The organism is Neiella marina (genome assembly GCF_002165625.1).
Lineage (GTDB): Bacteria > Pseudomonadota > Gammaproteobacteria > Enterobacterales > Neiellaceae > Neiella > Neiella marina.
Genome location: NZ_NGNS01000006.1, coordinates 115,419 through 131,132 on the forward strand (window position 1 = coordinate 115,419; position 15,714 = coordinate 131,132).

Genomic DNA, 15,714 nt, shown 5'->3' on the forward strand with positions numbered 1-15,714 from the left:
GCTTTTTAGTGTTGGTAGAGTTACTGTTTAGGCAACGGCAACATTACCTTGTGCTTCTTCTAAATCTTTCGCTGCACGAGCACGCTTGATGTAGCTAATCATTAGCAGTGAGGTAGCCAGAGCCAGCACGAAAGCACCAGCAAAGATGTACAGTGTCAGCTCATAAGAACCAGTCAACGTATGCAGGTACGCATTGATTTGTGGGCCAGCCAAACCTGCGGCTGCCCATGCAGTCAATACATAGCCATGAATCGCTCCGAGTTCTTTGGTGCCGAACAGATCACCGATAAATGCAGGTAGGGTAGCAAAGCCGCCACCGTAACAGGTCAGAATGGTGTACAACACAATCTGGAAGACAAGTACGCTAGTGATATTTGGCAGAATCACAAACGCAGCAATTTGAATCAAGAAGAACACCATGTAAGTTTGGCCACGGCCCAGTACATCAGAGAACGACGCCCAACCAATACGGCCCAAACCATTAAACAATGACATCAAGCCAACAACTGCTGCCGCTTCCGCCGCGCTCAAGCCAATACTTTCTTGCGCTAAAGGCGAGGCAGAGTAAATCACACCAATGCCACACGAAATGTTAATGAACATCATCACCCACAAGCCCCAGAAAGGACCAGTCTTAACGGCTTCGTTAGCAGTTTGCTGAGACAAATCTTCAACTTTTTTCTGCTTGCCTGACTCAATGGCTTCTTTCATGTGAGCAGGCATCCAACCTTGTGGTGGGCGCTCTAGATAGAGGGCAGAAGACATCATCACAACGATGTAAACCACACCCATGATGAACCAAGTGTTGGCAATACCACCGTTCTGAACACCGAAGTACTCAATGATGAAGTTAAATACTGGCGCACCAATCATGGCACCAAAACCAAAGCCCATGATCGCTAGGCCAGTAGCCAAACCGCGACGGTCTGGGAACCATTTAACCAACGTTGACACAGGCGTAATGTAACCAATACCAAGGCCGATACCACCTAACACACCATAACCGAGCCAGATGATGTAGAGGTTTTCCATCGCGGCGCCAAGGCCCGCAACTAATAAACCACCACCAAAGAAACTAGCGGACAAAATACCAGCTTTGCGAGGACCATGCTTTTCAACAAAGTGCCCCATAATGGCTGCAGCCATACCTAAGAAGAAAATAGCCAAACTAAACGTCAACGCAATTTCGTTGTTGGTTGCAGTTTCAATAAGTTGACCCAATGGCTTTTTAAATACGCTGAACGCATATACAGAGCCAATCGAAGCATGAACACCTACCGCCGATGCGGCAATGAGCCAGCGATTTTTCATTTGTTATCTCCAGATGAATTTTGTTAATGGCACTTTATATTGGTTGCGATTTTGTTAATTGACGGTGATCAATAAGTCGTCACAGCACTTCAATCATAGTGATTTTGTGCTTGGTAAAGTCTTGATACTTGGAAATGAGTGGATTGGCTGCCGGATGGGCACCCAGAAAAGCAAGCTTCATTAACATATAATTAACAAAGAGCTATTTATGAGCGCAATTCTTGTAGCATCCCTAATGGGAAACAACAGACCTGGTCTGTTAAAAGATCTTGCGGCGAAGACCCATGAACTCGGTGGCAAATGGCTCACCAGTAAGGTCAACCACCTCGACGATCAGATTTCAGCCTTAATCAAAGTAGAACTGCCACAACCACAAGTTCAGCCACTAAAAGATATTTTTAACAATGAGCCGGCGATATGCGCAGTGTTTTCCGAAGGAGAGCCAACACCGCCGCCTAGTTCGATTGTGGAAATGGTGGTTGATTCAAGCGACAGAGCCGGCATCGTCAATGAGATAACTCAGGTGTTGGATTCAGAGAGCATTGAGCTAGTTGATATGGACTGCCAGCGCATTGGTGTTGCAGAGCTTGGTCGCAGCGTCTTCACTGCGCGACTGATGCTTAAAGTTCCCAATAGTCTTAAAAGCGAAGAACTTGCCGAAGAGCTTGAGGGGATAGCCGACGATATGGTTGTCACTGTGGTGTAACCGCTACCAAAGCACCATTAAAAAAGGGAGCAGCTGCTCCCTTTTCGTGTCTGCGACAATTGTCTGTCTAGGCTTTGAACAGCGACTCGACAGATAAGCCATTTTTGCTCAATACGTCACGCAGGCGACGGAGCGCTTCGACTTGAATCTGACGTACGCGCTCACGAGTCAATCCAATTTCAGAACCAACATCTTCCAACGTTGATGGTTCGTAGCCGAGAAGACCAAAACGACGAGCCAGTACTTCTCGTTGCTTTGGATTCAAGTCTTCCAACCAACGGACAATGTTGCGCTGCATATCAGAATCTTGTAACCGTTCTTCGGGTCCTGAATCATTTTCATCGGCAATCACGTCGAGTAATGCTTTGTCATTACCACCGCCTATTGGTGTATCGACTGAACTGATTTTTTCGTTCAGGCGCAACATACGGCTGACATCCTCGACAGGCTTGTCGAGTTTCATGGCGATTTCTTCCGCAGTCGGTTCGTGATCTAACGATTGAGCCAACTCACGAGCTGTACGCAAGTAAACATTCAGTTCTTTGACAACATGAATCGGCAAACGAATGGTTCGCGTCTGATTCATAATCGCACGTTCGATGGTTTGTCGGATCCACCAAGTGGCGTATGTAGAAAAGCGGAAACCGCGCTCAGGGTCGAATTTTTCTACTGCGCGAATTAAGCCCAGATTACCTTCTTCAATGAGATCTAGCAGCGTCAAGCCGCGATTGTTGTAACGTCTGGCAATTTTTACAACCAATCGCAGGTTACTCTCGATCATCCGCTTTCTTGCTCGCTCGTCACCTTTCAGAGCGCGGCGGGCAAAAAACACTTCCTCGGCCGCAGTGAGTAGCGGCGAAAAGCCAATTTCACTTAAGTAAAGTTGCGTTGCATCGAGGTTTTTTTGTAAATCTTGCTGTGTGACTTCGTCGCTTAAGAGCGATTCTCTACCTTTGGAGTTCGTCCGTTTTGTTTCTGCTTCAACGACTTCAAACGCTTCATCTTGTTCGTGGATTTCGTCTTCCAAAGTGACTGCTTGTGCTTCTTGAGTCATACCCATTCTCCCAACCTAATATCCCTATGTATTTTTGTAGTGCTACCTTGCGTACGGAGCCCCCGCTCCAACAGACCGCCCTATTTAGGTAAATATTTCATGGGATCGACTGGCTTTCCTTTGTATCTAATCTCAAAGTGCAGCTTGACCGAATCAGTCCCCGTACTACCCATATTGGCAATCAATTGACCAGCCTTCACCCATTGTCCTTCAGTGACACGAATGACACTGTTATGGGCGTAAGCGCTAAGGAATTCGTCGGAATGTTTGATGATGATGAGTTCACCATAACCACGCAGTCCAGACCCGGCGTAAACGACCTTTCCTTCAGCAGAAGCGGTTATAGCTTGACCAAATTTACCTTTTATATCAATACCTTTGGAGCCGAGAGAAGATGCCGAGAATCGTCCCGATAAAGTTCCCTTGGTGGGCCAAAGCCACTGTTTTACACGTCCATATGGGCGCGGTTTGGTCTGAGCCGTACTGCTTCTTTCTTGACCAGCCTTGACCTGACGATATCCCTGTGCGGAAGTCGAGTCAACGTCATTTTTATGACGACTGTCGATGTTTTTTTGTTGGTGAGTTGAACTATTTGACCGATCGGTATTTTTTTTACTAACGACGGAATTATTGGCTTCTCCACGCAGTTTTAATGTCTGTCCCGGAAAAATTGTATACGGCGCTTTTATATCATTAATTTCTATCAGGTTTTTATGATCTTGACCGGAAGCCCAAGCGATCGAGAAAAGTGTGTCGCCGGACTTAACACGATAAGTGTTACCGGTAATTTTTGTCTGATACTGCTGGGAATAATCTTTTGTGATTGATCTCACAGGGGCAGGATTTTGTGATTGGCTAGCGCAGCCAGCCAATCCAAGACTCATCATTAACCATAATATTTTCATGGCTTTTAGTGAGTTCAAGTAGGTCTCCTGATTACTACTAATGCTTCAGCACTAGATACAAAACAACACCTAGAGCAACGACTAGCCAGCCAAGTACCTCAACGTACTGCCTCAGCTTTTGCTCCATTGCAGCACCGCCCCAAACCATCAGTCCAGCAACTAAGAAGAAACGCATTCCCCGTCCAACCGCAGAAGCGAGCATAAATGGCAAAAAAGCCATGCTTAGAACGCCTGCACCGACGGTGAACAATTTGTAGGGTATTGGCGAGAAACCGGCAATGAATACCACCCAAACGCCGTATTGCTCAAACCAGTCGACCACAAGGTTGAACTTGTCCATCTTGCCCATCGATTCAATCACTGGAACAACCAGAGGATCGAATAGTAGATAACCCAGCAAGTACCCTAAGGCACCGCCGATTATTGAGGCTATCGTGGTAATGGTAGCGTAACGCCATGCCTTGGCAGTTTGCGCCAGCGACATAGGAGCAAGCATCACATCAGGTGGGATGGGAAAAATTACCGATTCAGTAAAACTGAGGGCAGCGAGATATGTCGGTGCGTGACGATGTTGTACTTTGGTCATCACCCAATCATACATCCCTGTGAATATCTTCATGCTAAATCTCCGGGTACCAAAGGTACGAAGCGAACGGCTTCAATCACTTGTTCTGAAAATCCGTCTTCGTGTCGGTCGATAATGTACAACTGTTGTTGCGCTTCGCCAACAGGGATCACCAATCTTCCGCCAATATTCAACTGTTGTTTCAATGCTTCAGGCACTTCCGCCGCTGCGGCTGTGACAATAATCGAATCAAACGGCCCTTTGCTTTGCCAGCCTTGCCAACCATCGCCATGACGCATCGACACACCATGCAAGTCAAGCTGGCCGAGACGTCGCCTCGCCTGCCACTGCAACGAACGGATTCGTTCAACACTAAACACCTTCAAACCGAGCGCCGCTAAAATTGCAGTTTGATAGCCGGATCCGGTACCTATTTCTAATACCGATTGCGGCGCGTTTTGCAGCAACAGCTCAGTCATTCTGGCAACAATATAGGGTTGCGAAATGGTTTGCCCTTGGCCAATTGGCAACGCGGTGTTCTCGTAGGCTTTATGGCCTAAGATCGACTCAACAAAATGCTCTCGAGGCACCATTGCAATGGCTTTGAGGACCGCTTGGTCGGTAATCCCTTGTTGTTGTAATACGCTGGCTAAGCGCAGTCCATTGCGAGACATGGCATTCAATTCTTTCATCATTCCAGTGTTAGTTGGCTAGCCCATTCGGTGAGCGCTGGTAGTTGCCGATGGGCCGTCAAGTCGACCTTAATAGGGGTAATGGATACGTAACCATTCTCGATGGCGTGAAAGTCGGTACCTTCGCCGGCATCGGCTTTTTCTCCCGGCGGGCCAAGCCAAAAGATTTCTCTACCGGCAGGATCCGTTGTCCGAATCATATGCTCAGCTCGATGACGGCTACCTAGTCGTGTCACCTTAAAGCCCTTCAGTTGCTCAAATGGCAGATCAGGCACATTGACGTTAATAATTTGGTCCGATTCTAGCGGTGACTTCATCAACTGGGCAACTACTTGCGCTGCCACTTTTGCCGCAGTAGCGAAATGTTTTGGCTCTCTCGCGCATTGCGACACCGCGATCGCTGGCAGGCCTAAAAATCGCCCTTCTGTCGCCGCTGCAACAGTACCGGAATAGATCACATCATCGCCCAGATTTGCACCAGCATTGATACCACTCACCACTAAACTTGGCAGTTGTGGCAACAACTCATTGATGGCTAAGTGAACGCAGTCGGTCGGAGTACCTTTCACTGAGATATAACCGTTCGCTAAAGTCTGGGTTCGAAGCGGGTTCTCTAATGTCAGCGAATTCGACGCGCCACTGCAATTGCGATCGGGCGCTACGACCATGACTTCTGTGACGCCAGGCAAATTGGCCAATGCTCGTTCTAGCGCTTCAATCCCTGGCGCCTGTACGCCATCATCATTACTCACCAAGATCTGCATGGGCACTCCCTGAAACATCCTGATAGGACACTAATTCGCGAAGAATACTGGTTGCGAAAGAACCAGAAGGTAACACAAAGCCGATTCTGACATCATCGACAACTTGGTCAATACGACCATGTTCGGGTTTCAATAGTAACGGCCGCAAAGCCAGCTTAACCCGCTGTGCAACCAAACCATTGGCCAATTCAGGTTCTTCGTTGATAACAGATTGAGCTAACTGGGCGTAGTCACCTGCTAGCTTTTCGAAGCCCTCGCCCCACATAGGCGCGGTCAACTGCACATCGCCCGAGGCTAAGCGTTGCGGCAGATCACTTTCACCTTGATTCATAAAGTGGCTTCGACTGCCCGCCAGCATCAACATATCGCCGGAAACAAGAGTTTGTAGCTGTTGCTCATTAATCCGGTTACTAACAATCCGATTAAATAACCAAGAACGTGCTGCGGATAAAAACAAACCTTGCAGGTGACGTTTAAAGTGCTTACCGGCAAATAGCTGCTTGGCTTTTTCTATGTTGCCAAAGTCATGACCAAATCGTTGCTCACCAAAGTAGTTTGGTACCCCAGCGGAGATTTTCTGCCAGCGCTCGATCACTGCTTGAGGATCGCTAACTTTGGTAAGGGTTAACTCGAACCGATTAGCCAATAGTACCGCGGGGCGAAGCTTTTGCGAATGGCGATGAGCAGCAATGACCTGAATATCATCAGACTCTAGCAACTGAAAATCGGGATCTGGTTTGCCGGGCAATTGGACCGACAACCACTGCTCAGTGACGGCGTGGCGATCTTTTAATCCGGCATGGCTAACTTGTCGCTCCGCCACTCCGGCCCACTTCGCCACCTGTTTGACCAAATACTGAGTATTCATCCCGCGTTTGCGAATGTTCAACCACAAGTGCTCGCCCTGGCCGTCGGGCTCAACTCGGATCAGCTCCTGTACTTTAAAGTGTTCAGGCTGTTTACGAATCGCGGCAGTTTCTGTTGGCTTACCAAAGCGATACGCCAACTGTTCGAGGGAATATTTAGTCATAACTACTTGATTATCGTTGCAGCAATACCACTGCGTGAGCGGCGATACCTTCTTTACGGCCGGTGTAGCCGAGCCTTTCGGTAGTCGTGGCCTTAACATTGACTTGATTCAAGCCACACTTGAGATCTTCCGCCAGATGCTGCTTCATTTGTTCGATGTACGGCGCCATTTTCGGCGCTTGGGCAACAATAGTGGCGTCAAGGTTGCCAAGGACGTAGCCATTCTGCTCGGCCTGAGCAAAACACTGGCGCAACAATTCACGACTGTCTGCCCCTTCATAAGCATCATCGTTATCTGGAAAATGATGACCAATATCGCCAAGCGCCATGGCACCTAGAATCGCATCGCTAATGGCGTGCAACAGCACATCGCCATCCGAATGAGCAACTAATCCCATTTCGTAATCAATCGATACACCACCAATGATCACCGGCCCTTCGCCACCAAATTTATGGACATCAAAACCATGACCGATACGAATCATACGAGCTCCTGTTGTAGGTAAAAGCGTGCCAACGCTAAATCTTCAGGGTGGGTGATTTTTATATTGTCGGCGTGACCTTCAACCAATAATGGCTGCTTGCCGGCCCATTCCAGTGCTGATGCTTCATCGGTAATGGTTGCGCCAGCTGTAAGCGCAGAGGCAAGGGCCGACTCGAGCTCAGCAGCAGGAAACATCTGTGGCGTTTGCGCATGCCATAGCGCGGTTCGATCAACCGTTGCACTGATGGCACCGTTGTCGGATCGTTTCATGGTGTCGCGAACGGGCACTGCCAAGATTCCACCTATGTTGGTGGACATCGAAGTGGCAATCAATTGCTCCAAATCTGCCGCCCGCAAACAAGGCCGCGCAGCATCATGAACCAAGACCCAATCGGCTCGACAAACTGATATCGCATATCGAATACCTGCCAACACCGAATCAGCGCGCTCTTTGCCGCCAGTAACCACATGGACTGGTTTGTCGACAGGCCACTGAATATCGCCGACGTACGGATCATTGGCCGACACAGCAACGACCGCCTGTGACACTCTAGGATGCGCAAGTAGTCTTGACACGCTATGCCAGAGAACAGGCTGCCCTTCAATGGATAGGTACTGCTTGGGACAATCAGCCTGCATACGCGAGCCAACACCCGCCGCTGGAATGACAGCCACCAGATTGGCGGCATTACTCATGAATCTGGCTCCTCCAGATCCTGATAAATTCGGTAGAACACTTCATCTTTTTGAATTAACCCCAGCTCATTACGAGCTCGTTCTTCAATCGCATCCAAGCCACTTTTTAAATCGCCAATCTCGGCATAAAGCAGTTCATTGCGCCGTTTTAGCTTTTCATTGGTCAGCTGCTGCTCCGCCACCCGCTCTGTCAGAACGACATAATCAGGCATGCTGTTGCGGCCGAACCAAAGTCGGTACTGCAGCAGCACAAGCAAGATCAACAATATAGGGGTAACAAAACGCATGTAGCGGGCGGTTCGATTAACTTTGACGTTATTATGCGAGGTTGCAGAAGGATAGCCAACTTAAAAAGTTGCCAACAAGAGTTTTGTTTGAGATTTGGTCACTTTTTTAGCTTACCGTATACTCCGGCAATGATTTCCCCGTGTTTGCGCAAGGTTCACTGCGCATCCATGCGCTTCGCCCTCCGGGCCAGCTAAAGCTGTTCAAATTCGTTCCAGACCAATTTGTGAGCATTCCCAACGCAACACTCGAACGCTCTAAAAAAGCAAAAACCCCGCCAGAGCGAGGTTTTTAATGAGCTAAATCAGCTAAATAATTTGTTTGGATTGAACTCAGAAGTGTTCAGGACAAGACCGAAACGCGCAGTTTGCTATTGCAAATACTTCGCGCATCCATGCGCTTCGCCCTCTGGGCCAGCTAAAGCTGTTCAAATTCGTTCCAGACGAATTTGTGAGCATTTCCAACGAAGTCATGGGCTCTTCTGAGGAGTAATCCAATAAATTATTGACCTTTAACTTCTTTCAGACCGTTGTACGGTGCTTTTTCGCCCAAAGCTTCTTCGATACGGATCAGCTGGTTGCCCGTAGTTAGATATGAGCAGCAACACGGTCAGAACGGCTCATTGAGTTTTCTCAGGGTAAAAAAAATCCCCGCCGAAGCGAGGATTTATCAACAAGCTAAAAGCTTAAAGCGTCAATTACTGACCTTTAACTTCTTTCAGACCGTTGTAAGGAGCTTTAGAACCTAGAGCTTCTTCGATACGGATCAGCTGGTTGTACTTAGCAACACGGTCAGAACGGCTCATAGAACCAGTCTTGATTTGACCTGCAGCAGTACCAACAGCTAGGTCAGCAATGGTTGCATCTTCAGTTTCACCTGAACGGTGAGAGATAACAGCAGTGAAGCCAGCGTCTTTCGCCATCTTGATCGCAGCCAGAGTTTCAGTCAAAGAACCGATCTGGTTGAATTTGATCAAGATAGAGTTAGCAATACCGTTGTCGATACCACGCTTGAGGATCTTGGTGTTAGTTACGAACAAATCGTCACCAACCAATTGGATTTTGTCGCCCAGCAATTTAGTTTGATGTGCGAAACCGTCCCAATCAGACTCGTCCAAACCGTCTTCGATAGAAACGATTGGGTAGTCAGCAACTAGGCCTTCCAAGTAGTGGTTGAACTCTTCTGAAGTGAAGATCTTGCCTTCGCCCTTCATGTTGTAGTTACCAGCTTCTTTGTCGTAGAACTCAGAAGCAGCACAGTCCATAGCCAGAGTTACGTCTTTGCCCAGCTCGTAGCCAGCAGCTTCAACAGCTTCTTTAATGGCAGCCAGTGCAGCAGCGTTTGACTCTAGGTTAGGAGCGAAACCACCTTCGTCACCAACCGCAGTGCTCATGCCTTTTGACTTAAGAACTTTAGCTAGGTTGTGGAATACTTCAGCACCGATGCGCAGACCTTCTTTCAGAGTTTTCGCGCCAACTGGCTGAATCATGAACTCTTGGATGTCGACGTTGTTATCAGCGTGCTCACCACCGTTGATGATGTTCATCATTGGTAGAGGCATAGAGAATACACCTGGAGTGCCATTCAATTCAGCAATGTGCTCGTACAAAGGCATGCCTTTGGCAGCAGCTGCAGCTTTGGCGTTGGCCAGAGAAACAGCCAAGATTGCATTGGCACCGAATTGTGATTTGTTTTCTGTGCCGTCCAAATCGATCATGATTTGGTCAACAGCTGCTTGGTCTTTGGCATCTTTACCAACAAGAGCACCAGCAATTGGGCCGTTCACAGCTTCAACAGCTTTAAGAACGCCTTTACCCAAGAAGCGGCTTTTGTCGCCATCACGCAGCTCTAGCGCCTCGCGAGAACCAGTAGAAGCACCAGAAGGAGCAGCTGCTAGGCCTACAGAGCCGTCAGCCAAGTGTACTTCGGCTTCAACAGTTGGGTTACCACGAGAGTCGATGATTTCACGACCGATGATTTTAACGATGTCAGACATGGTTATTCCTCATATCCATTTATTTACGTGTGAAATGAAAGCCGCTGAACTACTTACTCAACGGCCCTGAATTCGGCGTTTAAAGTTTAGTTGGCTTTTTGGTACTCACCAGCGGCTTTCACAAAGCCACTAAACAGTGGGTGGCCATCACGCGGGGTTGACGTGAACTCCGGGTGGAATTGGCACGCAATAAACCACGGATGGTCTGCCAGCTCAATGATCTCAACCAACTTTTTGTCTTCACTTAAGCCAGAGAACACCAAACCGGCTTGTTTTAGCTTGTCAACATAGTTGTTATTGACTTCATAACGATGACGGTGACGCTCAACAATAGTGGCATTACCGTAAAGTTCACGAGCTTTTGAGCCATCTTCCAAGTGACATTGCTGACCACCTAAACGCATGGTGCCGCCTAAGTCACTTGTTTCGGTGCGCTGCTCAACCTGACCTTCGGCATCAAGCCATTCGGTGATTAGGCCGACAACTGGAGCTGGCGAATCGGGCTCAAACTCAGTTGAGTGAGCACCTTGCAAACCAGCGACATTGCGCGAAAATTCGATCAGCGCAACTTGCATACCAAGGCAAATACCTAGGTATGGAATTTTGTTTTCACGAGCATATTGGGCCGCGGCAATCTTGCCTTCGACACCACGTTCGCCAAAGCCACCCGGCACCAAAATAGCATCAATGCCTTCAAGAACTTCCTCACCTTTACTCTCAACATCTTGTGAATCGATGTATTTGATGGTGACATTCAAGCGGTTTTTCAAACCACCGTGCTTCAGCGCTTCATTCACTGATTTATAGGCATCTGGCAAAGTAATATACTTGCCCACCATACCAATGGTCACTTCTCCGACTGGGTTGGCTTCTTCAAAGATCACCTGTTCCCATTCGCCAAGGTTGGCCTCGGGTACATCAATGTGGAAGCGACGGCAAATTAGCTCATCGAGCCCTTGCGATTTCAGCACCGATGGAATCTTGTAAATGCTGTCGAGATCTTTCAGTGCCACAACAGCACGTTCTTCAACATTGGTAAACAAAGCAATCTTGCGACGTTCATTAGCAGGAATGGTCCGATCAGAACGACAGATTAGAATATCTGGCTGAATACCAATTGAACGGAGTTCTTTTACCGAGTGCTGGGTCGGTTTGGTTTTCACTTCACCGGCAGCTGCGAGGTACGGTACCAAAGTCAGATGCATGAACATGGCGCGCTCGCGGCCTAGTTCAACGCCGAGCTGACGAATGGCTTCTAAGAACGGCAGTGATTCAATATCACCAACGGTGCCACCGACTTCAACAATGGCTACATCATGGCCTTCACCACCGGCAATCACGCGCTCTTTAATCGCGTTGGTGATGTGTGGAATGACCTGAATAGTGGCACCGAGGTAATCACCGCGACGCTCTTTGCGAAGCACGTCGGCGTAGACTTTACCTGTGGTGAAGTTGTTGCGTTTTGAGGTCTTGGTGCGAATAAAGCGTTCGTAGTGACCTAAGTCCAGATCGGTCTCAGCACCATCCTCGGTGACAAATACTTCACCGTGCTGAGTTGGGCTCATGGTACCCGGATCGACGTTAATATACGGATCCAGCTTCATGATGGTGACATCCAGTCCCCGTCCTTCTAACACGGCGCCGAGAGATGCTGCGGCAATACCTTTACCTAGGGATGAAACTACCCCACCAGTGACAAATATATAACGAGTCGTCATTCTGAACCTGAGAGCTGAGTGATAGATGTTATGCGTGATCAAAAGATCACCAAAAGACGGGGCGACAGTATATCAGCGGCCCCCTCGGTTAACAAACTCAGATCACAGTTTTTCACTGACTCTTGAGCTGATCCACATCAACAACCGGTTTATTTATCCAAATCAATGCAAAACAATTTCTTGGCGGCCGTCAACACGACGTCAATTTCGAGCCCAATTAAAATGGCATTTCGATCGCATTAGTTGTCGCTGAGGTGCTTTTTCGCGTCGCGCCAAAGGGCGTCCATTTCGGCAAGATTGCTGTCTTCAAACGAGCGTCCTTGTTCAGCTAGCGTTTGCTCAATAAAGCCGAAACGACGTTGAAAGCTGCCGTTACTAATGCGTAGCGCATGCTCCGGGTCAATGTTGTGATGGCGCGCTAAATTGACCACTGCGAACAATAGGTCACCGATTTCTGCTTCAAGACGAGAGTGATCAACTTTATCGGCAGCCAGCTCGTCAGCTACTTCATCCAGCTCTTCTTTGATTTTATCGAACACTGGCTCGGGTGTTGGCCAGTCAAAGCCGACCTTTGAGGCCTTTTTTTGCAATTTATTCGCGCGCATTAAGGCCGGTAAACCAACGGTCACCGCATCAAGTAATCCGGTTTTCACCGCCCCTTTTTGAGCTCGTTCTTTTTGTTTCTCTGCTTCCCAATTAGCCGATACTGCAGCTTCATCGACGAACTCTTTGTTGGCAAAAACATGAGGATGACGGCGAATAAGCTTGTCATTAATACCGGCGACAACATCATCAAAATCAAACAAGGATTGCTCTTTTGCCATCTGGGCATGAAAGACCACCTGCAACAACAAATCACCCAGCTCTAGACGCAGCTCTTCAAAATCGCGATGTTCGATGGCATCGGCGACCTCATAAGCCTCTTCGATGGTGTATGGCACAATGCTGTCAAAATCTTGTTTGATGTCCCAAGGGCAACCACCATTGGGATCGCGTAGCTTGGCCATGATATCGAGCAATTGTTGAATCGAGCTGGATTGGCTCACGGAATTCTCCTTTACGATTGAGTCGACAACGGGTTGTTGGAGCTTGAGGATACAAGCATCGGCCGCATGGACGCGGCCGCTGAGCCAACAGGGATGTTTTCACGACGTCTTGTAGCATTAAGCTGCGACAACCCGTCTACTCCAAATACTTGTCCCCTCAAACACCAACAACATGCCCCATTGAGATTGTGCTTGATGACAGGGTTCGGGCATTGAGCTGCAACAGCCAGTTTGTTCCGGTGACCTAAAGCCTGCGAGTTTCAATCACTCCGTTGAGCTGGCCGATTCGCGTTAGCATTCGAGCAACGGTATCAATATTGTAGATTTCAACATCCATATCGATGGTCGCAGTTTGGTCCGCGGCATTAGAACGCGTCGTCATACCCATGACATTAATTTTTTCATTGGCCAGCAAGGTGGTGATGTCACGTAGCAAGCCACTGCGATCCATCGACACAACTCGAATGGTAATGGCGTAGCCGCCGGAGTAGTTTTCTCCCCAGCGCACATCAATCACTCGCTCTGGATGGGCTTCAGCCAGATCATGAAACTGATCGCAGTCCAAACGGTGCACCGATATACCACGACCTTGGGTAATGTAACCACCAATGGCATCGCCAGGCACGGGTTGGCAGCAGCGGGCTATGTTGGTCATCAAGTTACCAACACCATCAACTACCACTGCATCCTTACTTTTCTTTTTAGCCGAGTGGTTCGTTCGCTTAATCAGACGCTCGGCAAGCTCTTCATCACTGGGTTTGTGAAGCTGGCTTTGCAAGTAATTAATCACTTGATTCAAGCGAATATCACCGGCACCAACTGCAGCCTGCAGATCTTCGACACGATTGACATTAAAGCGCTTGACCGCCAAGCCAATGTGCTTGATATCGATGTTCACTTTGGCCAGTTCGGTTTCAAGTAGATCTTTGCCTGCTTGCAGGTTGGAGTCCTTATCCTGCAGTTTGAACCAGTGCTGAACTTTGGCTCGTGCTCGTGCCGAGTTGATGTAACCCATATTAGGGTTCAACCAATCGCGGCTTGGCTTGCCATTTTTAGCCGTTAGGATTTCAACTCGGTCGCCGCTCTGTAAGGTATAAGTGAACGGCACAATACGGCCGTCGACCTTTGAGCCAATGCAGCGGTTACCCACTTGAGAATGAACATAGTACGCAAAATCGAGCGGCGTGGAGCCTGCTGGCAAGTCAACCACATCGCCATTTGGAGTGAACACATAGACCCGGTCTTCGACGACCTGATTACGCAACTCTTCTGCTAAATCACCACTTTCAGCGACATCATCTTGCCACGCCAAAATCTTCCGCAGCCAAGCGATTTTCTCTTCATACTTGCTGCTCGAGCTGCCACCTTCTTTATACTTCCAGTGCGCCGCAACTCCCAATTCGGAATCTTCGTGCATTTCATGGGTACGAATTTGAATCTCAACGTTTTTGCCTTCAGGGCCAATCACCACCGTATGAATCGAGCGATAGCCGTTAGGCTTCGGCGTGGCAACGTAATCATCGAATTCTTTAGCCAAGTGCTTCCAGTTGGTATGCACTACTCCTAATGCCCCGTAACAGTCTTGCAGTTGTTCAGTTAAGATCCGGACGGCACGGACATCAAACAACTTATCGAAAGTGAGGTTCTTACGCTGCATCTTTTTCCAGATGCTGTAAATGTGCTTCGGACGTCCTTGCACATCGGCTTTGATGCCTTCTTTATCCAACGCGGTTTCAAGAGCAGAAACAAATTCAGTGATGTAGCGCTCGCGGTCTAAGCGCTTCTCTTTCAACTGCTTGGCAATTTGCTTGTAGGTTTCAGGGTGCTGATAGCGAAATGCGTAATCCTCCAGCTCCCACTTTAATTGGCCGATTCCCAATCTGTTTGCTAACGGCGCATAAATCGTTGACGTCTGACGCGCAACCATCACTCTGGTGTCTTCATCAGCATTTTTCACCGATCGCAGATAACAAATCTGAGATGCTAATTTGATCACCACGGCGCGGACATCTTCCGCCATTGCCAACAACATGCGGCGCAGTTTATCGACCTGTGCAGCAGAAGCGCTTTCGCTTTGGTTATGAAGCGTGCTAATCGCATCCATGGTGTCGACATTTTGAATCAACGTTTGAATATCAGCACCAAACTGCTGTTCGATATCCTCTCGCTTGATGGCATTGGCTTGCACCAGAGGCACCATGAGCGCTGCCAGCAAAGTATCGATATCCATATTCAAGGTCACGAGAATTTCGACCATCTCGCGTCCTTGGCGGAGCAACTCTTGGTTTTCATCGGTTTCGCCAGCAACATCCGCTACGCACTGATACACCTCGGTAAAACGTTGTGCCTGGGTGTGATTAGCGAGTGGCAGAGCAGCCAACCAATCTGCGGTTGACGTATGATCCTGTTGGTGGGCTTGGCGCACCGAAACCATGATAAAACTCCTTTGTCGGCAGGACTAAG

15 protein-coding genes and 1 pseudogene are annotated in these 15,714 nt (G+C 48.5%); 1 reads left to right on the forward strand and 15 read right to left on the reverse strand.

Features of this window, described 5'->3' with window-relative positions; genetic code table 11:
• Window positions 1-27 precede the first annotated feature (27 nt).
• Window positions 28-1,311 carry an L-lactate MFS transporter gene (locus CBE68_RS07325; protein WP_087505416.1) on the reverse strand — a complete coding sequence of 428 codons (1,284 nt, stop codon included), beginning with the start codon at window positions 1,309-1,311 and terminating at the stop codon, window positions 28-30.
• A gap of 208 nt (window positions 1,312-1,519) precedes the next feature.
• On the opposite strand from CBE68_RS07325, the gene CBE68_RS07330 reads away from it, so the two are divergent.
• Window positions 1,520-2,017, forward strand: a complete 498-nt coding sequence (locus CBE68_RS07330) for a glycine cleavage system protein R (protein ID WP_087505417.1) — start codon at window positions 1,520-1,522, stop codon at window positions 2,015-2,017.
• A gap of 67 nt (window positions 2,018-2,084) precedes the next feature.
• Here CBE68_RS07330 and rpoS read toward each other — a convergent pair whose 3' ends face one another.
• The 14 genes and pseudogenes from rpoS to relA all read right to left on the reverse strand — a co-directional run bounded on the left by rpoS (window position 2,085) and on the right by relA (window position 15,685).
• Window positions 2,085-3,071: an RNA polymerase sigma factor RpoS gene (gene rpoS, locus CBE68_RS07335; protein WP_087505516.1), complete on the reverse strand. Its 987-nt coding sequence runs from the start codon at window positions 3,069-3,071 to the stop codon at window positions 2,085-2,087.
• Window positions 3,072-3,151: 80 nt separating this feature from the next.
• On the reverse strand, window positions 3,152-3,994 hold the full coding sequence (locus CBE68_RS07340) for a peptidoglycan DD-metalloendopeptidase family protein (RefSeq protein WP_229744685.1): 843 nt from the start codon (window positions 3,992-3,994) through the stop codon (window positions 3,152-3,154).
• Window positions 3,995-4,013: 19 nt separating this feature from the next.
• A complete protein-coding gene (locus CBE68_RS07345; protein ID WP_087505419.1) occupies window positions 4,014-4,595 on the reverse strand; it encodes a YqaA family protein in 582 nt (193 codons plus the stop codon).
• Complete coding sequence (locus tag CBE68_RS07350) at window positions 4,592-5,215, reverse strand: protein-L-isoaspartate(D-aspartate) O-methyltransferase (protein WP_408633816.1); 624 nt, start codon at window positions 5,213-5,215, stop codon at window positions 4,592-4,594. The genes CBE68_RS07345 and CBE68_RS07350 overlap by 4 nt, the downstream gene beginning before the upstream one ends.
• Window positions 5,216-5,232: 17 nt before the next feature.
• On the reverse strand, window positions 5,233-5,997 hold the full coding sequence (gene surE / locus CBE68_RS07355) for a 5'/3'-nucleotidase SurE (RefSeq protein WP_087505420.1): 765 nt from the start codon (window positions 5,995-5,997) through the stop codon (window positions 5,233-5,235).
• The gene (truD, locus tag CBE68_RS07360) at window positions 5,978-7,027 is read right to left on the reverse strand and encodes a tRNA pseudouridine(13) synthase TruD (RefSeq protein ID WP_158100524.1); all 1,050 of its coding nucleotides are present in this window, start codon (window positions 7,025-7,027) and stop codon (window positions 5,978-5,980) included. The genes surE and truD overlap by 20 nt, the downstream gene beginning before the upstream one ends.
• Window positions 7,028-7,037: 10 nt before the next feature.
• On the reverse strand, window positions 7,038-7,511 hold the full coding sequence (ispF, locus tag CBE68_RS07365) for a 2-C-methyl-D-erythritol 2,4-cyclodiphosphate synthase (protein ID WP_087505422.1): 474 nt from the start codon (window positions 7,509-7,511) through the stop codon (window positions 7,038-7,040).
• A complete protein-coding gene (ispD, locus tag CBE68_RS07370; RefSeq protein WP_087505423.1) occupies window positions 7,508-8,206 on the reverse strand; it encodes a 2-C-methyl-D-erythritol 4-phosphate cytidylyltransferase in 699 nt (232 codons plus the stop codon). The genes ispF and ispD overlap by 4 nt, the downstream gene beginning before the upstream one ends.
• Window positions 8,203-8,493 (reverse strand): cell division protein FtsB, encoded by a 291-nt coding sequence (gene ftsB, locus CBE68_RS07375; protein ID WP_087505424.1) that lies wholly within the window; start codon window positions 8,491-8,493, stop codon window positions 8,203-8,205. Before ftsB ends, ispD begins: the two co-directional genes overlap by 4 nt.
• Window positions 8,494-8,992: 499 nt before the next feature.
• Window positions 8,993-9,117 (reverse strand): annotated as a pseudogene (locus tag CBE68_RS19065) (hypothetical protein); the annotation flags it as partial.
• Window positions 9,118-9,188: 71 nt separating this feature from the next.
• A complete protein-coding gene (eno, locus tag CBE68_RS07380) occupies window positions 9,189-10,487 on the reverse strand; it encodes a phosphopyruvate hydratase (protein WP_087505425.1) in 1,299 nt (432 codons plus the stop codon).
• Window positions 10,488-10,573: 86 nt separating this feature from the next.
• A complete protein-coding gene (locus tag CBE68_RS07385; RefSeq protein ID WP_087505426.1) occupies window positions 10,574-12,205 on the reverse strand; it encodes a CTP synthase in 1,632 nt (543 codons plus the stop codon).
• A gap of 239 nt (window positions 12,206-12,444) precedes the next feature.
• Window positions 12,445-13,251: a nucleoside triphosphate pyrophosphohydrolase gene (gene mazG, locus CBE68_RS07390; RefSeq protein WP_087505427.1), complete on the reverse strand. Its 807-nt coding sequence runs from the start codon at window positions 13,249-13,251 to the stop codon at window positions 12,445-12,447.
• A 244-nt stretch (window positions 13,252-13,495) separates the two neighbouring features.
• The gene (relA, locus tag CBE68_RS07395) at window positions 13,496-15,685 is read right to left on the reverse strand and encodes a GTP diphosphokinase (RefSeq protein ID WP_087505428.1); all 2,190 of its coding nucleotides are present in this window, start codon (window positions 15,683-15,685) and stop codon (window positions 13,496-13,498) included.
• Window positions 15,686-15,714 lie beyond the last annotated feature (29 nt).